The following is a 25,434-nucleotide window of genomic DNA, read 5'->3' as shown; positions in this document are numbered from 1 at the left end:
TCTCCAGGTGTTTCTATTCTTCTCACTACACTATTTTCTCAGCCGATAACTCCTGTTTATATGAGTGAGTTATCAACCAGTTTGTATCCCAACCACGTTTTCATTATACACGAAACAGTTTTTGTGTCTATAGGTATTTTGTGATAAATTTGTGAAGAAATGCACTAAAGCAGCCAGGTTCAACGTGTAATTAAGCAAAATCGCGTATTTTTATTTATTTCATGCTGTCAAGCTACCGGAAAATGCTCCGGCGTCGGAAGTTCAAACTTCATCTGTTTTTTCGTAATCGGATGCGCAAAATTTAACTTATACGCACAGAGTGCAATCTGCACCCATTCCTTTGTTCCGACAAATTCCGGATTGTACTTGGTATCTCCATAAAGTGGAAATCCTGCATTAGCAGTCTGAACACGAATTTGATGATGCCGTCCGGTAAACAGATGGATCTCCACCAATGCCATTTCATCTTTTTCTTTTAACACCTGATACTCCAGTACTGCCTTCTTCTTTCCTGCCTCAGATTCTTTTGCAATTCTCGACGTATTCTTTTTTGCATCTTTTATCATCCAGTCTTCTAATCTGCCACTCTTTTTTTCCGGTATCTTAGATGTCACAGCCAGATAATACTTATCCATCTTTCCGTCCTGCATTTGTTTATTCAATCCCGCCGCTGATTTTTTATTCTTTGCAAAAACAAGGATTCCCTCAACCGGCTGATCCAACCGATGAATCACCGCAAGATACAGCGGCTCTTTTTTTCTCGCGAGATATCCGAGCAGGGCATGCTCCATATCCTGACTTCCAACCTGTCTGCTCTGCACCGGCATGCCCGCTGGTTTATGACAGACCAGTAAATCCTTGTCTTCATAAAGAATTGTGTCCTCAATTACTGTATATCCCATTTTATTTTTCCTCGTCTTTCCGTCTCCTTAATGTATTCTGAAAATTTTATTCTTCTGCGCACACAAGGACAACCGCCATACCTTCAACTTTTTTCAGATACAACGGTTGCCCTAATGATGTTCTGCGTTATTCAATTTTAATAATTCCTCTCTTTTTTATTATTTGTATTGTTATTTTTAATTTAACACTAATACCTGTTTTTATAAAAAATCTGGAATGATAATTGGTTATTTAGTTCCTCTTAATTTTATTTTACTATATTCAATTATCAAATGAAATATCTTTTCCGGTTTCTCTCTTTATTCCCCATTTTACAACTTTTATTTTCTTTTCTTAGAATATAGATTGGATTTCTTTACATCCTTACTTTTTATTCTTAGAAAGTTAAAATAATATTGCTGAAAGTTCATATCATCTATATTGATAATAAAAAGCTTCTTTCAAATATCCCGAGCATTTGCTTTCAAAACATTTCTTTATATATTTTTTCTTGATATGAAGTTCTCAGGAAATCAAAACAAATATTTTCGATTATAAGTATATAAATATCTATAGATACCAACTGATTAAAACCGACTTTCTATTTTTTACTCTATCTTTGTTTTTCTTGATTTCATACCTTTGAAGGATATATAAATACTTTGTTTTTTCAAAATATATTTCTTTACATATATCTTGAAACCTTTTTATCATCTTTTGTGGTAATGATTCAATATGAGGACATTTTTGATATTTTACCTGATTTTTATTTTTAAAATCTTATTTTGGAATTTCTGAAAATTTCCTAATGGAAATCAGGTCTTTCTTAGGGAACTATGCCTTACCACTCTCATACTGATAATTTGTTGTCTCTGTTATTTCCAATGGACGTTACCTCCTTATCAATATTTCACGATTCCACCTTTTACTTTATCCTTAGTACTTCTCTAATTATGATTTATTCCTATTATATACTCTCCATACACTTAAGGAAAAATGATAACTATCGTTTGTACCTTGTAGCCAACTTCCTAAATAGATTTCTCTTCTCAATATCTAGGAATTGGTTATGTAGTAATTGGTGTTTTCTTTTGATGGTTATATATTACCATGCTAAAGCATATTTGTCAATATATTTTTTATAAAAAGTTTTATTTTTAGTAATTTATTTTTTATTTGATTTTTATTGCTGTAAATTGTGAATTATTTTTTAAATTATATATACAATTTATTTTATATCTAATCTTTCGAGCAATTACGGCAATAGCTCTATCTCTAATGCATTTCATAATTACACAGTAAAGCGGACATTCGCAATCCGCTTCGCTACTTGCTCATGAACGCAGTCGCTTTGCAATCAAAAAGAGGATGCCATTCTCACAGCATCCCCTTTTAACTCAAAGTATTTATCCTCTATAATAGTTAATTAAACAACCTTTCAAGATAATCTCTCTCTCATCATCTGTCAAATCGCCTAATTTTAATGTAAATTCTTTTAATTCATCACCAACTGCATAAGCCTTGATTTCGTCCCATTTTTCTTCTACTGCCTGACGAATCTGCGGAACAAAGATATAATCTTTATTCTTAAACGGCAGTTCTCCGTCTGAAATCAAGAATGGAAGCATACCCCAGTTAATCAAATTGGAACGGTAACGTTTGGTTGCATACTCGTTTGCAATATTTGCCCATCCTCCTAATACTTTCTGACAGGATGCTGCCTGCTCTCTGGCAGAGCCGTCACCAGGTTTCACTGCAAAAATGGTACTTCCGATTCCGGTGTTTTCACTGTTCATGTCCGGGAAAGAATCCTTAATCTTATCCCATACCGGTTTTAATTCTGCAACTGCTTCTAATGGGCAGTTTCCTTCTTCTCTTGCTTTTTCCGCTTTCTGGACTTCTTTTGCAAGAGGAACATAATCCGGGTCTTTTCTTGATAATGCAAATTCAGCCAGTTTCAGTGGATTGGAACGGAAAGAAGAAGTTTCGCCGGATGGAATCAGTTCATCCGTTGTTGTAACCGGGTCATGAATTTCAGAGACTACTTTCAATACCAGATTATCGGTCAGTGCACACATTTCCGGCCAGTCTTTGATATTTGGACCAAACTGAATTTCTGTGTTCGGGTCTGCTATACCCTTGCTGTCAAAGACTCTGTTTTCATAAATTGTCTTATCAAAGAAATAACGCGGTTTCGTATATTTTACATCAAAATCTGCTGCGGAAGTAAGGTACCCCTTATTTGCTGCAGTTGCTGCAATGGAACGTGCATCCATCAAAGCGACAGAAGAAATCTGACCATTTTGAATCTTAGAACCTTCACGATTTGGGAAGTTTCTGGTAGAGTGACGAATACTAAGCGCATTGTTTGCCGGTGTATCTCCGGCTCCAAAGCAAGGACCGCAAAACGCTGTTTTTACAACTGCACCCGTCTGCATTAAAGAAGCCAGCACACCATTTTTTGCAAGTTCCACATAAATCGGGGTACTTGCCGGATAAATGCTTAAGGTAAAGGCATCCGAACCAATGCTTGCACCTTTTAAGATATCAGCTGCATCACAGATATTTTCAAATCCACCACCTGCACAACCTGCAATAATTCCCTGCTCCACATAAAGTTTTCCGTCACGAACTTTATCTTTTAAAGTAAATGGAATCTTGCCGTCCAGACTAATCTGGGCTTTCTTCTCAACATCATCTAAAATATCATATAAGTTTGCATTTAACTCATCAATGGTATAAGTGTTGCTCGGGTGGAACGGCATTGCAATCATCGGTTTTACCTGACTTAAATCCACATAAACCATGCCGTCATAGTAAGTCACTGCGCCCGGCGCAAGTTCTTTATATTCTTCACTTCTTCCATGAACCTCATAGAACTCTTTAATCTTATCATCCGTTACCCAGATAGAAGACAGACAGGTTGTCTCGGTTGTCATAACGTCAATTCCGATTCTGAAATCTGCACTTAAATTTGCAACTCCAGGTCCAACAAACTCCATTACTTTATTTTTTACATAACCATTTGCAAATACTGCTCCGATAATTGCAAGTGCCACATCCTGTGGTCCAACACCCGGAATCGGTTTTCCGGTCAGATAGACACCGACAACCTGCGGACGACGAATATCATAAGTTTTAGAAAGTAACTGCTTTACCAGCTCTGGTCCGCCCTCTCCCATTGCCATTGTACCAAGCGCACCATAGCGTGTGTGACTGTCAGAACCAAGAATCATTTTTCCACCGCCTGCAAGCATTTCTCTTGCAAACTGATGAATGACTGCCTGATGCGGCGGTACATACATTCCACCATAACGTTTTGCGCAGGTAAGTCCAAACATATGGTCATCTTCATTGATTGTTCCACCGACCGCACAAAGAGAATTGTGACAGTTTGTCAGTACATAAGGAATCGGGAATTTTTCCAGTCCTGAAGCTCTCGCCGTCTGGATAATTCCTACGAAAGTAATATCATGAGAAGTCAATTTATCAAATTTAATCTGTAAATCATCCATATTGCCGGATGTATTATGTTTTTCAAGAATTGAATATGCAATTGTCTCTTTGGAAGCTTCTTCTTTGGAAACAGGTGCTTTGCCTGTCAAATTTGCAATTACTGCTGATGCATCTTTATTATCTTCTACAATTTCTGTGCCGTTTACCAGCCATGCACCGCCATTATACAACTTAACCATAACCATACTCCTTCATTATTATTGGTGTATTTTACTAGTGAACTACCCATCTTCTATATGTAATGGGCTTCTAAGGAGCTGACGCTCCCATTTAAGAAGTCTGATATTTAAGTTTCCACCTAACCAATCAGGCACTCCTTATTCTTACAGGCGTGTCCACCTCGCCTCTGCTGTATAGGATATTCCTATCCACAACACTACTTTTACGCTCTAATTATAAATTTTATTACGGTAAAATGCAAGCATTTTATCACTTTATTGTATGAATTTAATTGTATACATGAGTGCACGTATTCTTTTAAAGCATAAAAAAATACTTCCCGACTTTTTTAACAGGAAGTACTTTTCTTATTTTCTATCGTGAATTACTTGGCTGCAAGCAACCAAGCTTTTCGCTTAAATCAGGAAACTATATCAGTCCTGATTGTTCATAAAATCCATGTAACTGGAAACCATAAGCGCAATCTTAAAGGTCAATGCGTCATCAAATACACGGATATCAAGTCCGGTGCTTTTCTGGATTTTTTCTAAACGGTACACAAGAGTATTTCTGTGCAGGAAGAGCTGTCTTGATGTCTCGGAAATATTTAAGTTATTATCAAAGAATTTATTAATGGTATTTAAAGTTTCATCATCCAGAGATTCCGGAAGCTTTCCACCAAATACTTCTTTCATGAACATTTCGCACAGAGGCATTGGAAGCTGATAAATCAGACGACCGATTCCAAGATTATTGTAACCTACAATATTTTTTTCCACATAGAAAATCTTTCCTACATCAAGTGCCATCTTTGCCTCTTTGTAAGAGCGGGATACATCTTTAATTTCATGGATGATATTTCCATAAGAAACTCTCGCTTTTGCCATCGCCTCAGAATTGAGCATATCTACAATCATTCTTGCAATCGCTTCGATGGATTCATAATCGTCGCTCTCTTCCAGATTACGCACAATAATAATATTTTTCTCATCAATTGCCGTAATAAAATCATTGCTTCTTGAAATAAACATATTTTTCAGGATTTCAATCGCATCCTGATCTTTCTCGTTTCTTATTTCAACCAGAATAACCACACGTTTTGCTTCTACCGGAATGTGCAGTTTTTTTGCTCTGTTATAGACATCCACAAGAAGAAGATTGTCAAGAATCAAATTCTGAATAAAGTTTGATTTATCAAAACGCTCTTTATAAGCCACAATCAGATTCTGAATCTCCGAAACTGCAACACGCCCAATCATGTATGTGTCTTCGTTTCCACCTTTTGCAATCAATATAAATTCGACAGTCTGACCATCATAAATTTTGAAGAAATGATACCCCCTTATGACCTGGCTATCTGCCATAGATTCCACAAAACTGGATATATCCCCAAAATCCTCATCTTCTATCGGAAAAGTAGTTGAATTTACTTTGCCGTCTACGTCCATCACACATAAATCAATTCTTGTTATGCTTCTCAATTCATCCAGTGTCTTTTGTATCACCTGACTTGATATCATATTGTATCCTCTTTTCTCTGTATTTTTATAAGTTTCTGTCGCCGTAAAACCACATGCCTTTCGGCGTGTGGTAGTTCACATCAAAATGCATATTATCACAAAAAAACTTTTCGTTATTTTTTATATAATATCTTATTTTACTAAAATTTGCAAGAAATCCAACAGTTTTTTGAACTGCCCCAACCGACTAATGCGGATGGGGTTTTCTGCTCTATAGTAGATAAAAAAACTGCTGCGGAATTTCCGCAGCAGCTTGAATTATCGTGAATAACGAACAATTAGTTAGCGATAACCAGTTCTGTTTCTTTATCAAATACATGAATTTTTTCCATATCCAGAGCGAATTTAACTTTATCACCTGTTCTGGCAGTTGTACGAGGATTTACTCTTGCTGTCAGATGGAATCCTTCGATATCGAAGTATAAGTAAACTTCAGCACCAAGTAATTCATAAACAGTGATGTCACCTTCGATTACGCTTTCTGGATGAGCAGCGATAGCCATCTGTTCGTCAGATACATGTTCCGGACGAATACCAAGAACAACAGTTTTTCCATCATATCCGCCGTCGATTAATGCTTTTTTCTTAGAAGCCGGAACAGACAGAGTAGTTTTACCAATCTGAAGTGTAACATCTTCACCTTTTACATGGCAAACAGCATCTAAGAAGTTCATCTGAGGAGAACCAATGAATCCGGCAACGAACAGGTTGCATGGGTTATCATACAGATTCTTAGGTGTATCAACCTGCTGTACAACACCATCTTTCATAACTACGATTCTTGTACCCAGTGTCATAGCTTCTGTCTGGTCATGTGTTACGTAGATAATTGTTGCTCCTAATCTTTCATGAAGTTTGGAAATCTCAGTACGCATCTGAACACGAAGTTTAGCATCCAGGTTTGACAGAGGTTCGTCCATAAGGAATACTTTAGGTTCACGCACGATAGCACGTCCCATAGCAACACGCTGTCTCTGACCACCGGAAAGAGCTTTCGGTTTACGATCTAACAGTTTTTCCAGGTCAAGGATTTTAGCTGCTTCTTTAACCATTTTATCAATCTGATCTTTTGGTACTTTTCTTAATTTCAGACCAAATGCCATGTTATCGTATACTGTCATGTGTGGGTACAGAGCGTAGTTCTGGAATACCATTGCGATATCTCTGTCTTTTGGTTCTACATCGTTTACAACTTTGTCACCGATTTTTAATGTACCACCGGAAATTTCTTCCAGACCTGCAATCATACGAAGTGTTGTAGATTTACCACAACCTGAAGGTCCTACGAAGATGATGAATTCTTTATCTGCGATTTCAAGGTTGAAATCTTTAACTGCTTCAAAACCATTTGGATATTTTTTTGTAATATGCTGTAATGATAAACTTGCCATTGTTCTCTTCCTCCTAATTGTTACGTTTTCACGCTTATGTTTCGTTTTCCACGCTTGTTCTGCTGTTTTAAACGTTTTTGTCTCGTTTTCAACTGCTATCAGTATACCACTGACCACACACATTTTTCCATAGGTCAATTAAACAAATATTATCACAAGTCTTAGTTAGCCTCTCCAACGAAAATTTCGCCATTGTCATTCTGCCGAATTTCCCTTCTTCAAAATATGCATATTGCACAATTTTGATTGGTAAGACCTGTTTTAAAGCAAGTTTCCGCGTTTTTTTCTTGTAAAATTCCAATTTTTTTCTTCTTTACAGAAATCTTTTTCTTTCTTATACTGTTTTAAGACAACAATGTAAATCTATGTTACTATGTTTCGAAATTGGCAAAAACAGAAAGCGCACCAACACTTATGCACGAAAGGAAAATTACTATGTTTCGATTAATGGGATGTATCTATAAAGACGCACGTATTTTAAAAAGCACGGTTATCTGTGATGAATCAGCTTCAAGCAGAACTCATAAAATTTTCTCCGGACTCAATTTTATCTGTCTGGAATTTGACCTTGAAAAACCAATCTGGCTCGAATCCAACATCACAGATTTTCAGCGTCATTCAAAAACCCGCTTTACGCAGGATAACTTCATTGAGGAACTTGATTTTGACTATCTCTCCATTGAAGTAATTGAAGAGGGCTAACTCAGGATAATTCATTAGAAGAGAGATAATTTATTAATTAAAGTCAGACCAGTTCTCTTACGACCAAAAACAGGGACACATCGCTTTCGATATGCCCCTGCCCTTTTCTCCTAAATGAAATCTATTCTAACTCAAAAACTCTTTAATCACATCTTTTACAATCTTCTCCTCCTCTTCATCTAAAAGATGCCGATAGCGTTCATCCGTAAGCGCAGCTTCCCGAATCCTCGCTTCCACCTGTTCCATTTTCTGCTGCTGACTCCGTACCGCAGACGGACTCTCCCTGCCTCCGTTTCTTGCCCGCTCTTTCTGCGCTCGTAAAAGTTCTTCCCTGAGCTTCTGCTCCTGCTGTCTCGCCTTACTGCGCGCCTTCCTGCTCATTTTTTTTGCAGCAGCCTTTTTCGCCTCATTTGCAATGGGCGGTTCTATCTTCACAATTCTTCCTGCCGAATCCTTTTCATTTTCCATATAATCCAGCAGATTCGTCTCTATCATCTCCTCCTGATAGGCAATAGAAAAAATCAGGCGCAGCATTCCATTTACTGCACCAAGCACCACAGTTGTTCCAATCAGCCCCTCCATAGCCGGCATGAAACTTTTCACAAACGGAAACGAAAGTGTCATAATGCCTGTCCCTCTCACCTGCCATACGCCAACTGCAGATACAAAAAAAGAGAGAACAAAAGCTGTCCAGGAAAATCCCTTTAGCATTCTTACGGAAATCTTCCCAATCTTTCGTTCTCTCAGCCGTCTTGCCATATAAACCGACGGATTGTGTATCGTTATGTGATTCTGCGTATCCCTCTGAAATTCCTGCAGATACGCCTGCAGCCATCTGTTCTTGACCTTTGGAATCTGCTGTAAATCCTTTAAGACTCCACGGTTGCTTTTGTAAACCACCAGCATGGTGATGATACTTACCAGCTCAAAAAGCCAGATTCCGTAATAAAACAATTCCACAGACAACCCTCCTAGTCCGATGCACCTCTTCTGCATCTTTATGAGACCATTATATAGCAGAGCTGTCTGTTTGAAAACAAAAATCGTACGACAAATTCAGTCATCCATGCCTCGAATTTTGTCACACCCACCAGGCAAAGCGGACATTCGCAATCCGCTTATCTGCGTTCAAATTTCAGTTTTACAGCATGAGAAGCAGTTCCTCTACCAGTTTGACAGAATGTAAAATTGCCTGTCTTTCAAAAGTCGGATAATCCACCTGTGCGCTGTCATCTGCTTTGTCAGAAATCGCCCGGATAATCAGGTATGGTATTTTATTTAAATGCGCTGCCTGTCCGACTGCTGTTCCTTCCATCTCTGTACACCAGCCATTGGTTCTCTCAATAATCCGATTTTTCAGAGCCTTATCTGCCACAAACTGGTCACCACTTACGACTCTTCCCTCAAATACACTGATTTCCGGATTTACTTTCTCGCAGGCTGTCTTTGCCAGTTTTCGTAAAGTTTCATCTGCCGGGAAAGCATGAACATCCATACGCGGAACTTGTCCAATCGGATACCCAAATTCTGTTGCATCCATGTCATGATACATCGTGTCTGTGGAAAGTACAATATCTCCAATGTTGATTTCTGCTTTTAAAGAACCTGCGATTCCGGTATTAATAACTGCATCCACCTGATAATCATCTGCTAAAATCTGTACACAGATTCCGGCATTTACTTTTCCGATTCCGGAACGAACCACAACAACTTCTTTTTTATTTAATGTTCCATGGAAAAATTCCATTGCAGCTTTTTCCTTTACCGTTACATCCTTCATCTGCTCTTTTAACATTGCTACTTCTTCTTCCATAGCACCGATAATTCCAATACGATTCATTTTAACTCTATCTCCTTTATTTCCTTTATCTTAGCCTTTTTGCTATTTTCATCATAACACACTTGCAAATAAGGTACAATTCTTAATCCTTAACTTAATAAAGGGTGCAGACTTTTTCGCTCTGCATCCTTTTTCCTGATTTTCATCCTTATCTTTTCTATTCTTTCTTTTCAGATAAGCGTTCTGCCTCATCCTCATCTTTTTCCCGCTTCGAGTTTATCGCAGAGGCAACTCCATGCAGAATCACTGCTCCTAAAATTGCTCCTCCTGCCAGAATTTTCCCATAAACTCCAGTCAGCACAAGTGCAATCCCTCCGACTTTTGGAATCGAATAAGCAACCTTTCCAATAAAATTATCATACGGCGCCGGGTTCATATCTTTTGTTGCATTAGCATCACCTTTTGTGATAAATTCACCCATCAGTACACGATTTTCCACAACGCGGTGCGTAATAATAGAAGCCGCATCCTTTGTTCCATAAAATGCAATCACATCATCTACCTGAACATCCTTTGGCTCCATCTCTTTAATATAAACCAGACTTCCTGTTGGAATCGCCGGCTCCATACTTCCACTGATTACTGTATAAACATGATAATGAAATGCTTTTGGTACGGTAAGCGGAAGGCAGATTACAATTAATAGAATTAATAAAGCAGTGCCCAGTGCACTGCACACAGCAGCCACTGGGCTTTTTTTTGTTTTTTTTGTATTCAAGACCAATAAGTCCTTTCGTCATGTTGTGTGCTTATTTCTTTTTAGCCATGTATTTCTTTAATAATACACCCATTCCGGCAAGTACTGCAACCCCACAGATGCCAATCGCAACACCTGCTGCAACAGGAAAGCCTTTTTTCACTTTCCCCTGATTTATATCTGCGTCTCTGGAAAGAGGAGTCTCATCTTCGTCTAAATCCTGAATCTCCTGTGTTCCCTGTGGAGTCTGGTCTTCTTCAATTGTCTGGGTATCCTGAGTACTATCTGTTCCTGCGTCTGTATCAGTCGTTGTATCGGTCTCTGTTGTTCCTGCCGTTCCGGCGTCTGTATCAGTCGTTGTACCGGCATCTGTGCCTGTTCCGGTTTCTGTCGTTGTACCAGCTCCTGTTCCTGCTCCTGTACCCGTTGTGCCCGTACCGGTTGTACCTGTACCGGTCGTTCCTGTACCAGTCGTTCCTGTTGTTGTTCCTGCGGATGTCGTAGCCGGTACTGTAATTGTTTCCACATTTGTTGTTCCCGGAACAACTGTTGTTACAGTTGTTGTCTCTCCCGGAATCGTTACAACCGTTGTACCGATTGGCGTATAACGGAAGGTAAATACATTTTCTGCGGAATTTTCTGATAATGTCTTTGTAAGTGCTAATGCCTGAGGAGTATATCCTTCCACATACTGATAAGCAACTACCGGTTTGTCACCCACATTTCCATAATAGGTATTGCTTGCAAGCAGTTCCTTTCCATCTGCATCCTGATAATTGACTGTATAAGCAACCTGATTTCCTTTGATTCCATAAGCAACTACATAATCGGCATCGCCTTTTACCGTAACACTGTATCTCGAAGCTTCTAATTCATCGGTTTCACTGTTATCACGTCCACTCTTACGAAGCCCTTTTACATAATATTTATCGCTGTTATTTAACGTTACCACACCATCTTTCTGTACATCGAAAGATACGAAAGCTCCGTATTTTAGATTGCTCATCACAATCTTACCTGCTCCGTCTGCAAATGTACCTTGATTTCCGGCATAGAATGTAACGGTATAAGTATATTCGTCATCTGCGAAAACAGAAAGCAGAGAACATTGAAACATCATGCAGAAAGCCACTACAAAAGTTAAAATCTGTCTTAACTTCTTCACTGTCCTCACTCCCCTTTCTCATCCTCGCGACGTCTCTTTACTGCCAAAACCGCGATAATCAATACCACAATTCCACTCACCAGTGCAATCGCACTAAACAATAATGCATGCATGGTATCACCGGTCTTTGGACTTGTCACCGCTGTTTTTCGGATTGTCGAAGATTTTCCGGTCATTGTCTTTTTGACTACTTTATTTTTACCCTTTTCCACTTTTGTCTTTTTGGAAACTTTTTCAACTGCAAAATTTAACTGTAATTTTGCAAGTGTATTCTGATATGCATTTCCCTGGGTTTCACCCTCAAGTCCGACTTCTAATTCAACTGTTCCTGTTTCATTCTTATCCAGACGATCCAGATAGAAATAATCTTCCATGGAATTTGTTGCCTGATGAAGACCTTCTTCTCCGCTTTTCTTATCCTCTCCACCTACCGTATCACTGTCATAAAGTACGGTTTCTTTACCGGAAACATCTTTATAAGAAAGTTTGTAAGTATAAGCTCCATTCTCCGCCTGACTTTCATCTTCCAGACTCTTTAGGATTTCATTGGACATATACCAGTCTGTCTGAATGCTTTCTGAGTTTTTAATTTTCACACCAATCTTCATGGTATCACCAGGAAGCATTCCATAAACTTCTTCTGCGATTTCCTTTGAGGTAAAGTTACTGTTTAACTTATCATTCTTAAAATCTACCGTCCAGTCTTTACTGCTTGTAATCTCTTCTGCTTTCGCAGTTGTTGCCGTGCCAAATGTCATAACAGCCGCCATGACCAGGCACAAAATATTCTTTTTTAACATATCGTGCACCTCCTGTGGCTACTGTAAGCTGATACTGTTTCCGTCTTCTGAGACTGTCACATCAATCCCCCATGCACTCTTGATTGCATCCTGTGCATTGTGAGTCTGTACGGCATCGGCTTCTGCATCAATCGTAAAATGATATCCATCGTATTCATAAATGGTTTTGATGGTCTTCTTTCCATCTTCTTCGGAAACTACCTGTTCCTTTACCTTTGTTCCGATAGAAGGGTCAACTGTTAATGTATCACTAATTGCCGGAGCGCTTTCTCCTGCTGGCAAAAGCCTGGTATAATAAAGTACGGTACGCTCTCTTGTTGTTGCACTTTCATCAATCACCCAGCCATTGTCTGTGAGCAGGTTTAAATCAATCAAATCCGGAGAAAGTCTGGTATTTTTATTTCCGTCTGCGTCAGTCCAGCTCTTTGTAAGAATGACCCTTACAAATGTATCAATTGAGCCGCTGTTTTGTACGGTTAAGGCTTCATCGTAAGCTTTTCCAAGCGCAAATTTCTCATCTTTTCCAACCAGATTTTTAAGAAGTTCTCCATGTTCTTCCATCCACTGATTATCCTTGTTGTAATCTCTCTTACTGATTATTTCACCATTTTCTAAAAGGCTGATACCAATCTTTGAAACCTCTGCCTGCACTGCATAATTCTCACTGTAATAAGTCAGTGCCGCTCTTGTACTTCCCACGGTACTGCCAAGAATTAAAAGTCCGGCCACCGCAAACAGGAAAACGGGCTTTACAGAAAAGGATTTTTTCTTCTTTTTCATTACTCACCCACCTCCTCAGTCTGCGCAACATCTGCTTTCTTTGTCCAGTCTGCACTTGGATTTCCCTCTGCGTCTAAGATAACAGGTGTACATTCTGAAACAACAATTACATTAAAATCTTTTGGAAGGTTCATGTTACTGATTTTTACCAATAATTCTTCGCTCTTTGCCCCAGGAGCTATAACATCAGAATAGTAATAATATCCGTCATCTCCCGGCGTCCATTTTCCACTCTCATCGGAGTAGACCAGTCCTTCCTGATACTGGCTTCCGGCAAATACTTTTACTCTTACATAACATTCGTAATCACCGGTATTTTCAATTTTGATATGCTTCGTCCAATCACTGACCTCTTCATCCGGAATAACCTCGGTAAATCCAAGACTTAATTCCTGTCCACCCTGTGCTGTTACATAAGTGGTAAAGTAAGCCATGGCACTTCCTACAGAAAGCCCTGCGGTAAGTGTAAGAGCTGCAGCAGTCAGACAAAGCGTTTTCTTATTCAACTTTTTCTTCATTGCTTAACCCCTCCCCTTATTCCTGTGCCTGTGTACTGTCCGTTTGCTGTTCCCAGTCCCAGACACCATCTTCGGCTGACTGTTTCTGGTCATCTGCTGTTTCCTCATTTGGAGTAAATTCAAAATGATTGACAACACTTGAACCTCCGTTTAATTTACCATCATACTGATTTTCAAATGCTGTGGAAACCATTTCATCCGCTACGATTTGAGTGGTCTGCTCTGCCTCTCCTGTTGCCTCATAACTTGAACCACTGTAAACTTCGGTTACCGTTATATTTGCGCCCGCCGGAAGTTCCTTTATCACAACACTCTTTGTGCCTGTTCCATCAAATACCATGGAAACTACATCACTGTAAACGATTTCTCCATTTACTTCTGCTTCAATATCAAATACAAACGAAGCACCTTTCATCGTCTCATTATAAGAAGTTAAAGTTTTATCGATTTCAAGGTCACCATATCGTTCCTGTTGGTCTGGTTTTAATCCTGTTGATGTATCATAAAGCCACTCGTCGCTTCCGGTTACATAATACTGATTATTCGGCAGGGAAATCAGATACGGTGTAAAACTGTAAGTATAATATGGAGACTGCACTTCTTCTGCCTCTACCAGATACATTCCGACTGAAAGCCCATCCACACTGCCCTTGCCTCCAATCAGATTATCAGAAGCTGTTGCCTCTGTCTGGTTTTCTTCTACTGCCTTCACTGCACTCTTGGCTTTCTCTTCCCATTCTTGTGCTGTTGTCTTACTGCTGATGGAATCCAGCTTCAATTCCTCAAATCCGGCTAAGGCCTGATACTCTCCATATTGATTCACATCTGCTACCTTATACATGCGAACCGGAATTGTCATATTCTCCCCTGAAAGTTCCGGATAAACCGCATCCAGCTCAAATTTCACAGAGCACTGCCGGTCAGTTTCAATACTGATAGCAGCCTGAACTTTGGACATTACTACGGTGGAAAGTGTCAACACCAGAGCCAGAGCCAATGCGCTTCCTTTTTTTAGTTTTTTCTTCATCTTCACATTTCCTCCCCTCTGATAACAGATAAGTAACTATCCTGTACTGAAAAGTCTTTCTTGTTCTTTCTTATTCTTTTTTGTGTTTCTTCTTTCCAGGTTTAATCAGGAACTTCATCAAAAGTATTACAAGTAAAGTTACCGATAATCCAAGTATCAGATAAATCATGTAGTAATTCTGAATTGATTTCAACATGGATTCTGCGGCTGTAGATTCTATCTCTTCCTCTCCGTTATACGGTACTCTTGTGCCACGGACCAAAAGTCTGTGAGAGTTTACACCGTACGGCGTACAGGTAAATAGCGTTACATGATCCTGACCCTCTTCAATCTGGAGAGCCTTTTGAAGCGTCTCACTGTCATCCTTATCCACCATATCTAAAATCTGGTCAACCTGATAAGCAAGCGTTTCATCCAAAACGTGAACGTAAAACATGTCTCCACGTTCTAACTGGTCAATATCTGTAAATAATCTGGCACTCGGCAGACCCCTGTGCGCTGCCAGTACACTGTGTGTGCTCTCACCACCGATTGGAAGCTTGGTTCCATTTAAGTGACCGATTCCTGTCTGAAGCACATCATCCGCTGTTCCATGATAAATGGACAGCTTTACATTAATCTTTGGAATGGATACATATCCCATGACACCGTCATTTCCCACATTTAAAATCTGCCAGTATTCGGTATTTTTAATATCGTCTCCATTTTCTCCAAAAACATCACCAAATATATTGTTATGGATAATCGTATCATTAAAAGCTTTCGCTTTTTCCCATTCCTTTGTAAAATCCTCTTCTGCCATCTTTCCGATTAACTCTTCATAAGATGAAATCAATTGATTCTGCCGGTATGTATTCCACTGGTTAGAAACTGTCGGATAAATCAAGATTGCAAATCCCAGCAGGAACATTAAGCCAAACAAAATACCTGAAATTTTTCTCTTCATAATACATCCCTACTGTTCCTTTGATTTTCTCTTCTTATCATAACAATAAAGTATAAGGATAAAGCCTCCTGTTACTGCCAGTCCGATAACTACCCACAACCCATAATTGGTATGGAGACTGACTCCTCCAAGTGGTGTGGATGCCTCTTCTATATCGGCTGTCTTGTAATCTACTCTGTGTCCTCGAACCAGAAGTCTGTGGCTGTTCACTCCATAAGGAGTACAGGTAAGAAGTGTTACCAAATCTTTCTCTTCCTCTACTGCTAAATCATCCGTTTCTTTTGGTTCAACGACTGAAATTTTATCTACTTCATAGCAAAGCACGTCATCTAATATATAGAGAAGAAAATGGTCTCCCTCTTCGAGTTTATCAAGGTCTGTAAAAAGTGTAGCACTCGGAAGTCCTCTGTGTGCAGAAATTACTGCATGTGTTCCTTTGCCTCCAACCGGAAGTGAACTTCCTTCAAGATGACCGGCTGCTTTCTGAAGCACCTCGTCTTCTGTTGTATGATAGATGGGAATTTTAATATTAATCTTAGGCACTTCTATATATCCCATCATACCATCACCACCAAGGTTCAAACAAGCAAAATAATTAGAATTTTCTTCATCGGAAGCCTCTGCAACTGCAAAAGAATCCGGAAGAACGGATGGCTGAAGAGAATCATTATACGCATCGGCATTTTTCCATTCCTGCTCATAATTAATTTCTCCATCTTTTTCTTTCTGCGCAACAACTTCTTCATAACCGGATATCAGCTGCTTCTGCCTGTGATTGTTCCACTGATTTGCAACCAAGGGATACAACAGCAAGGACAAACCGGCTAAAAATATAATTATAATCAATATCGTAGTAACTTTTTTCTTCATCCGGGCTCTCCTTATTGTTGTATTTTTTGTCAGGTTTCAATTTTCTGTGAAATGAAAAACCAAGGCGGGCGAGCCGCCCTGGTTTTTTCACAAAATAGGCATTTCAATTGTTACTTATTCTATTTCTTCTATTTCATTATTTAGCAGATTTTTTGCGAGTTGCGAAGAATAAACCTGCTGCTGCAATCATAACTACACAACCACCGATTGTGAAGATTGTAGTACCGATACCACCTGTGGATGGTAAGGAAGAAAGTTTAGTATCTGTTAAAGAACCTGTAACGCTTACATTTCGTTCTGTATTTTCTACTACTTCAACAGTAACACCATCTCCATTAATGGAATAACCTGCTGGTGCTAAAATTTCTTCAAACCAGTACTTTCCTTCATCAAGACCTGTTACTTTCACTGTTCCATTTGTTGCTTCAATTTCTTCAACTGCGCCTTCTTCATCTGTTTCTGCTAATTTATATTCACCTGTTGTCTTCTGAACAAATTTTAAAGCTTCGCCATGCTGATCTTTTGTTCCTTTATATACTTTGAACTTAGCACCATTTAATACAGTTGTATCATTTTCTGCATACTTTGTAATTGTAATATCACCAGTATAACCTTTTTCTTCACCTGGTTCTCCAACTATCTGACCATCTCTATAAGAGTTAGCTGTATTCTGATATCCATCATCTGCTGTTACAATTGCTTTGTATACGAGAACTACTTCTTTACCAGCATTTTCATTTTCTGTACCGATTAAACTGCTAAAATCAACTGTATATTTTGTTGTAGCACCCTTTTTGTCTTCAACTACTTTATCCTTTACATTAGTTCCACCAACCGTAACACGTACAAGCTCTATAATATCCAGCCCTGTAGGAGTATCTTCGATATAATATTTATGTCCGCCCTCTGGTGCTGCTTCAGTAAATGTAGGGAATGTTGTTTTAACGGTGAATGTAACTTCCTGTCCTCTTGCTACAAAGTGATCATCTGCCTCTTTATCTGTTACATATCCAGATGTTTTTGCTGTTACTGTAACATCTTTAGATGCCATATAAGTCTGATCTTTGTCGTATGTGTTTGCACCCATTACTGTATAGGTTGCTTTTTCACCATTCGCAATAATCAAATATGCTCCAACTGGAACTTCCTGTTCAACAGAAGTCGTATATTCTTCTCCTACCGGCTTTGTTTTAAGCGTATAATCTGCGCTTATAGTTCCAACTTTTCCATTTAAGGCTTCCCAATTAATTCCAAATGGATTCTCTGTTGTATCTACATCAGCAGTTGCCCAATCTGCTACTACCCATTTACTATTTGCTTCATCAAAACTTACTACCTTATAAAGTTTAACTGTTGTCTCTTCTCTGGATGATAAACCTGTCACTTTAATTTTGCTTGTGTACGGACTTTCTGTGTTTGGTGCTGCAAATGCAGTTAATGTGGTTGCAAGTACCATTACCATTGCTACTACCAGTGATAACATCTTTTTAAATTTACTCATACTCTCTCTCCTTTTCTTTCCAGGATTTCCCTTACTTAATTATTAGTTTCTTTTGTTACTTGGTTTCCCCTTTACTTTTGCGATTTGGAAGTCGCTGAAACCATAATCTCATTTTGTTATTTATTCAGCACCTCCTTGGATTTGTTTTTATATAAGATTAGTGCCGCAGCCATCATAAGCAATGCGCCTCCAATCGTATATCGATAGATACCAGAACCACCGGTACTTGGAAGTTCGTATACCACCTGATTCTTGATTGTTAATACGTTCTTCTCATCTGTGGTTAAAAACCACATATCCGGTTCCTGAGTAAGTGGATTACCTGCCATATCTGTTAAAATAACCTCACCCTTTTCCTGCTTGAAGTAAATTTTATTGCCTAAAGGCAAGTAACCTGTTGGAGCTTTTGTTTCTTCAAGATAATATTCTCCCGGTTCTAACCCTTTGAGTTCTATCTCATTTGCTCCATTTTTAACGGTTAAAACATCTCCCAATTTTTGATAAGCGTTACCAGCTTTCTTATACAGCTGGAATTCTGCTCCATCTAATTTTAAGTCTGTATTATTTTCTGAGACTTTCATTAAATCAAGGTCTGCTGTTTCTTCCTGATAGGTATTCGTAAGTTCTACTTCTGCATCCTGACCATCTGTCACTGTATAATTACCTGTTGCAAACATTGCCCATTGTTTTGATTTATCAAAGTGCATAATGTTTTCACCGTCGTAAGTAATCTCTCCGTCTCGGAATGTCAATGTGGAACTAATTTTATCCACTCCACTAAAGAAATAACAATTCTCTAAAACTGCTTTTGGTGAAAATTTTATTCCTTTTTTGCTGGAAATCAAATCAACAATTGCCATTCTTGCTTTGATACTTGCCGGCTGTCTGGTCCAAACAAAATATCCTTCATTTGAGGTTAATTTCGCAACAATTAAATTTACTTTTCCAACTGGATAATCCTGTGCGGAACATGTTGTTTCCCTCTTAGTTGAAGTATATTCAATTGTTGCCTGCTTAACTGTCACATCTGCACTGTCTCCATTTGAACCATTAATTGATGGCGTTACCTGATATCCATCTTTTTTATAATTAGACTCGACAACTCTGTAAGTTCCTGTTGAACAATTTTCCAATTTCCATGTGTAAACCCAGGTTGTATCTTTCCCTGTCAGATTCTCGTCCAGCTTATCTGCATCCATTGTAAGCGTTCTTGTATCACTTCCATTTGTTACGGTTATCTGATACGCAGGATTTACTTTTGCCAGTTCTCTGATCTGCGCTTTTGTTAAACCATTAAATCTCTTAGTCACTTCAATAAATGGAGCATCCGGCTCATCCAGTTCTTTTATTTTGTTTGCAATTGTTACTTGAGCATCTTTTTTCAATTCTATTTTTCCATCTGCAACTCTTTGCTCTTCTACTTTTTCGTCTGCTGTTTTAATGTCCGACTTTTCACAATTGCTGACAGATTTTTCAGGCTCTAAATATCTTGTTTTATCCAGATTCACTTCTTCTACCAGAAAACTTGTTTCCGAAAGAATCTGTGTAACAATCACTGTATAACCTGCCGGTATTCCAGTAACAATTCCATTTGCATCTGTTTTGCCACAAACAACACTCTTACTGCCATTTGATTCCAATTCTCCATCTTTGTAGTAATAATAATTTCCTTCCCCATCTTTAAGATAGTAATCACCCTTTGTATAAGGCACTAACGTTTGATTAGCCTCATTATTAGATAGTTGAATCTTAAATGAAAAGGTATCGTTTGTTACCTGTCCATCTCTCATCTGCTTTGTAATCCGAAGTTCACGGCTGTTATATGCAGAACAATTATTTACACAAACTACTGTCGGTCTTTCTTCTACTGTCTTTTTATCTGTTTTAACATCCGAAATCGTTCCACTAAGCTGTGCATTTTCATCAAATGCTTTATACTCAACGCCATTAATAATAACCTTATCATATTGCTGAGCATTCACTCCAACCTCTATTACATAATACTTTCGGTTAGCTTTCAGTCCGCTAAATATTGCTGACTCATCTGGTTTTAGATAAAATACCTTTTTATATCTCGTATCATTAAATGTTACATCCTGGAACTTAACTTTTTCTGTTGAATCTTTATACGTTGCACTGTCTAATAATTCATACTCGTCATCGTAATACGTTTCATTTCCTTTTGGATCTGTTGATTTAATTTTCTGTGCATAGACCTGGAAAGCAAATTTTACATTGCTGTATTTTTCTTTATCTGTGTTTTCCAGTTCTTTTCTAACTTCCACCTGACCTTCCGGAATAACCTGAAGATTAAATTTCATGTGAAGATTAGATGCACCTGCACCACGTTCCATGTAGAACATTTTAAAGGAATGGAGAGTATAATCTTTCAATGTGTCGTCATCAAAACATGCTTCTATTTCTTTATCACTGGTTTTACTCGTCCACTTATTTCCATTCGGAAGCTTTTTAGCATCTTGGAAAAGTTTTTTAATCGTTGTCTTATATTTTTTTGGTGTACCTCCTTTAATACAATCATACCAGCTTACCTCTCCTGTATTAAAATTAATACTGCCGGAGTGAGCATCATGAACACCACCAATATCAAGCACCAAGACGTCGTCGATATAAATCCATAAGTCATCATCCCCATTGAATTCATATATCATCGGGTCTTTTTGACCACTAACCTGTTTAGAAGCTATTTTACCATCTTTTGGCTGAAAAAAACTTGCGCCCATATACATCCCAAAGTAATAATTATTTCCATTTGTTTTATAAAGTGTTTTTCCTTTTGCACTATCTGAATCTGATAAAACACTACCATTTTCATCATATTCATTTTTATTCGTTGATACGTTTTGACTATTAATTGTGTTATACGGCATAAAGTTTCCACGTTTATAATAATACTGATTTTCATTACTTGGTGTACCCAGTGCATTGTATACGGTAAAATTTGTATTGTTTCCTAAATATGCATAATTCTGAAAACTACTGTATTCATAATAACCTGTGCTGTTATAGATATCTTTTCGGAATAAATGATCTACTTCCGTTCCTCCGCTAAAAAGACTCGCCAAACTTTCATTAGCAGTTCCGGGAATTGCTGAACCCGTAGATTTCTGACCTGTAATACAGGTATTTTTTCCTGTTGTAATTGGATAGCCATCTGTGCCTAACACATTTTTTAAAAGACCTTTTTTAATACTTCCTGACTGATTATTATTATTCTGCCAGCTTCCATTATTCCACGTTCCGGCACAATAGCCTCCTCCTAAATCTATCCAGGTACTACTATCCAAAGCTTTTATCTTATATTTGTTAGAATCCTTACCTTCCATATCAATCATTCGCATTGTAATACCCGCTTGAGCATGACTGACTGTTTCAACTTTATCCAACCCGGATTCTTCATCGCGAGCATACCAGGCTAGCACATAATTAGAAAAACTATCTGTTATAAATTCTGCCTTTGTAACTTTTGTTTCACTTGTTGTCTGTATATTTGCTTCTTTCTTTTCATCAGCCACCATATCGACAACCCGTTTTACTACTCCATTCTTATCTTCTTCAAGATGAATAACTGTAACATCAAGATCTGATTTTTCTGTATCAACATCTTCCGGTGATACTCCTTTTTTATACTTCATCGTAACCTTGACATTTCCATCCGGCTCAATTTTATTTCCATCTTTATCTGTGAGTGTAATGTCATAAGCCAGAAATCCTGCTATAGAGTACTCTTCGTCCTCTGCCTTCTGATTTAATTTTTCCTCTACCTCAGTATATTCTGTCGTATCTTTTTGAACCGATGTTACACTTAAGGTTGTTCCTTCTGGAATTGCACCTTCTTTTTCCTCTGTGATATTAATTGTTACCTCTTCATCTTCGTATGTAAGTATAGGTTTGGTTTCTTTTATTTCAGTTTCAGCTTTTGCTGTCTTTTCTGTTTTTGTCTCTTCTTTTGCCTCTTCTTTTACTTCCTCTTTAATTTCTTCTTTAATTTCTTCTTTCGGCTCTTCAACTATCCTTTCTTCTGCCTCAGCCGTTTCTTTTACATAACATCCATAAACTCCGGACTTTTCAGCTTTTAATAGCACCTTATTAACTGCATTTTTTTCCTGATTCAAGCTAACATCGGAATAGATATATTCATCAATATTATCTATACTCTTTCCTTCCGCTTTCAGAGCTTCCTCTAAGTCCGTTTTTGATGTTATATTTAAAATTTCATCGGATTCTTTTTTATTTTCTTCGGTTGCTTTGTCCAGATAGAAAACATTTATTTGTTTCGTATCTTCTGTCTGAATATTGGTATTGTTTTCTTCAATTGTAATGGTAACCGGTTTGTTTGGATTCTGATTTTCACCGTTTACTTTAAAATTAATTTCATAGAACTGATAATTTCCAAGCTTTTCTGTTTCCGGAAGATTTTTTCCGATTAACGCTTTTACATGTTCCTGAGTTTCGGCATCCAGTTCTTTTACTTCCATCACAATGTCTGAGGTTAATGCTTCAAATGCACCTTCCGGAAGATTTGCGATAACGCTTGTAAGCACGTTTCCGTTTTCATCCTGAAATTCATGTCTGATTTCAGTTGCTTCAGACTGTACACCTTCTTTAGAAACAGTTTCTTCAGAAACGGTCTCTTCTGCAACTGCTTCTGTTTCTTTTTTCACTTCCGGTATTGTTTCTTTCGATGTACTTAGCTCTTCGTTAATTCCTTCTGCCTGCGTCTCTCCCGTTGTCGTTGTTTCTGTACTTTGTGTTTCAGGTTCCTGACTTGCCATGGATTCAGAAGAGGTTTCACCTATCAGACCACCCTCTGCCATAGTAGACATGCTGGTTGTCAGCATCAGAACCATGCAAAGCACAAACGCCAGAATTTTTTTACTTTTCTCACTTTTCATGGCTTCCTCCTTCTACTATCTCATCCTCGTCTTCAGTTACTGCACCATCTATTAACTTCAATAATTCTAAGGCACTGCGAAAATATTGTTCCTGTTTTGTTTCTGCCCATAATACACTTCCCTGCCAGGTTGAGTTCTGACATTCATTAATCTTTACGATAAATGTTTTTGTCTGTTTTTTCTTAGCCACAATATCTTCGCCTCCTTTCTTTTCTCAAATTAAAACATTACATATTCTATATTCTTTACTATGTGGTTATTATAGCGTATTGCCCATTACAAAAAGCATTACACCTTATTTTTTTATTAAATTTTTCCACAAAAAAACATTACCATACATCTGCTGGTAATGTTTTTTCTTTCGTACCTTAAAAACTTGAAGTATTGTTGATAATTTTAACTAAATCCAGTGCACTGGAAAACTCATAACTTTCTTCTGATTCCATTAAAACAATTTCGCCCTGCCAGGTTGCATTCTGTCGATACTGAACGCACACCAGAAATGTTCCCTTTGTGCCTTTTTGTTCTAATACAATTTTAGGTTCAACAACTTTAGGAATTGTTTCTCTTTGCTGTAGAGCTTTTTCTCTCAAAAAAGACCTGCTCTTTGTTGATGCTTCCGGAAAATGAAGTTTATCATACAGTTTTTCCATTTCATCCAAAAGCTCAACGACATTTGTAAAATTCGTCGCCTCTTTTTTATAACAATGATAAAGACGTCCTTTCATTTCTTCCTGCGCAATTTCGTCTACACATATATTTACAAGATTAGGTGCCGCCTTTATTCGTCCTATATTTTGTCCGCTTCTCATATTTTCATACACCACACCTTTACCCCTTAACCTTCAAAGGTCATCTTGCCCGTTGAAGGTAATCTTTGATTTTTTCTGTTCAACATCCACAATAGATGATACATAATATTCTAAGTACTGTGCCCATGTTTTATGCTCACGGCTGAAATATTTTGTAATTCTATCATAAATCTGAGGACAATTTTCCTGTTTCGTCCCTACCAGTAAAATCAAAAACTGATTCGGACTGTATCTGGTATAAGAGTCGCCTTTACGCAGCGAACATTTAATTGTATGATTTAACTCTTCAGATAACACCTTTAAACGCTCTTTATTTTCTAATGGGCGTCCTTTTCCGTCTGTTATCGTTACCAACATCAAATAAACAGACTGACCATTTCTTTCGATAATACGGGTCACCAAACGATAGGTATCACGGAAACTTGGCAGACTACAGTAATACGCACCTTTTTCTTCATATTTCTCTTTTAAACCGCCACGAATATCTTTCAATACCTGCGGTTTGTAACTGACCCGTTCGCTCATTTCTTTAAACTGCTCCATCATTTTTTCAGATGGACTGATACCCAATTCTGCAAAGAAAAATTTTGCCGTATCTTCGTAAATCTGAATGGCTTCTTTATATCGATTCATAGCAACCAGCGCTTCCATCATCACAGACTGCCATTCATCAAATGGATAAATTTCAGACGCTGATTTAGAAAGTTCCAACACGCTTTGGTACTCTTTTTGCACCTTTTTATAATCACATACTTCTTTCAGTGCTTTTTCATAAACTTTTTTATATTCTACACTTTCAAGCAGTGCCCAGTCCTCTCCCGAAAGTTCCGGAAGAAATTCTCCTTTATAAATCCGGCAGGCTTTTGTCAGCAGTTCCATCTTTGTCCGGATATCCTCTGTCGCTTCTGACTCTTCAATGAGCTTTTTTAATTCCAAGGCATCCACTTCAACTTCCATCGGACTGTTCCACTTATAGACTCCCTTTTTAATTTGTATGTAATCATACTCAGGCATTCCTGCATCTACAAGCATTTTTTTCAGTCTGTGTGAAGTTACCCTTAAATTGTTTGCCATATCTGCCAGTTCATCTCTGCTATAAAGATAATCAAGCAGACGAGTTCTTTGAATTCCTGTTTCTTTTGTATACAATAGTATCTGAAACAGCTGCAATGCTTTCGTTGACGTTGTTCTCTTAAATGCAATGTCTTTTTCTCCCCAGTTCACGGAAAAACGCCCTAACATCCTCACTTTTAAAACCGGTAATTCCTTACTCATCCTCATACACCCCTTTTCATAGGATTTCTCCCTGTTTGTCAAATTACAGCCACTCCCTAATGCCGTACTTTTGCAGCCATATCTTAAATACAAAATATAGTTACTAAACTAAGCGAGTAT

The 25,434-nt window shown here is 38.1% G+C and carries 20 protein-coding genes; 1 reads left to right on the top strand and 19 read right to left on the bottom strand.

Annotated elements, in window-relative coordinates:
- Positions 1–227: 227 nt before the first annotated feature.
- The 4 genes from ACYQ2D_RS10970 to ACYQ2D_RS10955 form a co-directional block, all read right to left on the bottom strand.
- The gene (locus tag ACYQ2D_RS10970; RefSeq protein ID WP_117457367.1) at positions 228–902 is read right to left on the bottom strand and encodes an RluA family pseudouridine synthase; all 675 of its coding nucleotides are present in this window, start codon (positions 900–902) and stop codon (positions 228–230) included.
- Positions 903–2,288: 1,386 nt separating this feature from the next.
- A complete protein-coding gene (locus ACYQ2D_RS10965; RefSeq protein WP_459785440.1) occupies positions 2,289–4,577 on the bottom strand; it encodes a hydratase in 2,289 nt (762 codons plus the stop codon).
- Between the two features lie 414 nt (positions 4,578–4,991).
- Complete coding sequence (locus ACYQ2D_RS10960; RefSeq protein ID WP_459785439.1) at positions 4,992–6,077, bottom strand: PucR family transcriptional regulator; 1,086 nt, start codon at positions 6,075–6,077, stop codon at positions 4,992–4,994.
- Between the two features lie 278 nt (positions 6,078–6,355).
- Positions 6,356–7,468, bottom strand: a complete 1,113-nt coding sequence (locus ACYQ2D_RS10955) for an ABC transporter ATP-binding protein (protein WP_118701326.1) — start codon at positions 7,466–7,468, stop codon at positions 6,356–6,358.
- 435 nt (positions 7,469–7,903) lie between these two features.
- Between ACYQ2D_RS10955 and ACYQ2D_RS10950 the strand changes: the two genes are divergently transcribed.
- The gene (locus ACYQ2D_RS10950) at positions 7,904–8,170 is read left to right on the top strand and encodes a hypothetical protein (RefSeq protein ID WP_118701328.1); all 267 of its coding nucleotides are present in this window, start codon (positions 7,904–7,906) and stop codon (positions 8,168–8,170) included.
- A 126-nt stretch (positions 8,171–8,296) separates the two neighbouring features.
- On the opposite strand, the gene ACYQ2D_RS10945 is transcribed toward ACYQ2D_RS10950, so the two are convergent.
- The 15 genes from ACYQ2D_RS10945 to ACYQ2D_RS10875 form a co-directional block, all read right to left on the bottom strand.
- Complete coding sequence (locus ACYQ2D_RS10945) at positions 8,297–9,130, bottom strand: hypothetical protein (protein WP_022302756.1); 834 nt, start codon at positions 9,128–9,130, stop codon at positions 8,297–8,299.
- A 181-nt stretch (positions 9,131–9,311) separates the two neighbouring features.
- Positions 9,312–10,010, bottom strand: a complete 699-nt coding sequence (locus tag ACYQ2D_RS10940; RefSeq protein ID WP_459785438.1) for a 5'-methylthioadenosine/adenosylhomocysteine nucleosidase — start codon at positions 10,008–10,010, stop codon at positions 9,312–9,314.
- A gap of 157 nt (positions 10,011–10,167) precedes the next feature.
- Positions 10,168–10,728, bottom strand: a complete 561-nt coding sequence (locus tag ACYQ2D_RS10935) for a signal peptidase I (protein ID WP_459785437.1) — start codon at positions 10,726–10,728, stop codon at positions 10,168–10,170.
- Positions 10,729–10,759: 31 nt separating this feature from the next.
- A complete protein-coding gene (locus ACYQ2D_RS10930) occupies positions 10,760–11,872 on the bottom strand; it encodes a MucBP domain-containing protein (protein ID WP_459785436.1) in 1,113 nt (370 codons plus the stop codon).
- Positions 11,873–11,877: 5 nt separating this feature from the next.
- A complete protein-coding gene (locus ACYQ2D_RS10925) occupies positions 11,878–12,672 on the bottom strand; it encodes a hypothetical protein (protein WP_459785435.1) in 795 nt (264 codons plus the stop codon).
- An 18-nt stretch (positions 12,673–12,690) separates the two neighbouring features.
- Entirely contained in the window at positions 12,691–13,452 is a 762-nt protein-coding gene (locus ACYQ2D_RS10920) for a hypothetical protein (protein ID WP_459785434.1), read from the bottom strand.
- A complete protein-coding gene (locus tag ACYQ2D_RS10915; protein ID WP_117457359.1) occupies positions 13,452–13,970 on the bottom strand; it encodes a hypothetical protein in 519 nt (172 codons plus the stop codon). Before ACYQ2D_RS10915 ends, ACYQ2D_RS10920 begins: the two co-directional genes overlap by 1 nt.
- 16 nt (positions 13,971–13,986) lie before the next feature.
- Positions 13,987–14,997, bottom strand: a complete 1,011-nt coding sequence (locus tag ACYQ2D_RS10910) for a DUF5979 domain-containing protein (RefSeq protein ID WP_459785433.1) — start codon at positions 14,995–14,997, stop codon at positions 13,987–13,989.
- Between the two features lie 70 nt (positions 14,998–15,067).
- Complete coding sequence (locus ACYQ2D_RS10905; RefSeq protein WP_459785432.1) at positions 15,068–15,943, bottom strand: class C sortase; 876 nt, start codon at positions 15,941–15,943, stop codon at positions 15,068–15,070.
- 9 nt (positions 15,944–15,952) lie between these two features.
- Positions 15,953–16,813, bottom strand: coding sequence for a class C sortase (locus ACYQ2D_RS10900; protein ID WP_444138956.1), 861 nt, complete (start codon positions 16,811–16,813; stop codon positions 15,953–15,955).
- Positions 16,814–16,949: 136 nt separating this feature from the next.
- Complete coding sequence (locus ACYQ2D_RS10895; protein WP_459785431.1) at positions 16,950–18,314, bottom strand: SpaA isopeptide-forming pilin-related protein; 1,365 nt, start codon at positions 18,312–18,314, stop codon at positions 16,950–16,952.
- A 116-nt stretch (positions 18,315–18,430) separates the two neighbouring features.
- Complete coding sequence (locus tag ACYQ2D_RS10890; protein WP_459785430.1) at positions 18,431–23,227, bottom strand: SpaA isopeptide-forming pilin-related protein; 4,797 nt, start codon at positions 23,225–23,227, stop codon at positions 18,431–18,433.
- Entirely contained in the window at positions 23,217–23,417 is a 201-nt protein-coding gene (locus ACYQ2D_RS10885) for a hypothetical protein (RefSeq protein WP_022302744.1), read from the bottom strand. The genes ACYQ2D_RS10890 and ACYQ2D_RS10885 overlap by 11 nt, the downstream gene beginning before the upstream one ends.
- 178 nt (positions 23,418–23,595) lie before the next feature.
- A complete protein-coding gene (locus ACYQ2D_RS10880; RefSeq protein ID WP_459785429.1) occupies positions 23,596–24,051 on the bottom strand; it encodes a hypothetical protein in 456 nt (151 codons plus the stop codon).
- 21 nt (positions 24,052–24,072) lie between these two features.
- Entirely contained in the window at positions 24,073–25,314 is a 1,242-nt protein-coding gene (locus tag ACYQ2D_RS10875; protein WP_459785427.1) for an AfsR/SARP family transcriptional regulator, read from the bottom strand.
- Between the last annotated feature and the right edge of the window lie 120 nt (positions 25,315–25,434).

The organism is Blautia stercoris, from assembly GCF_054657695.1.
This window is presented reverse-complemented; position numbering and strand designations above follow the sequence as displayed.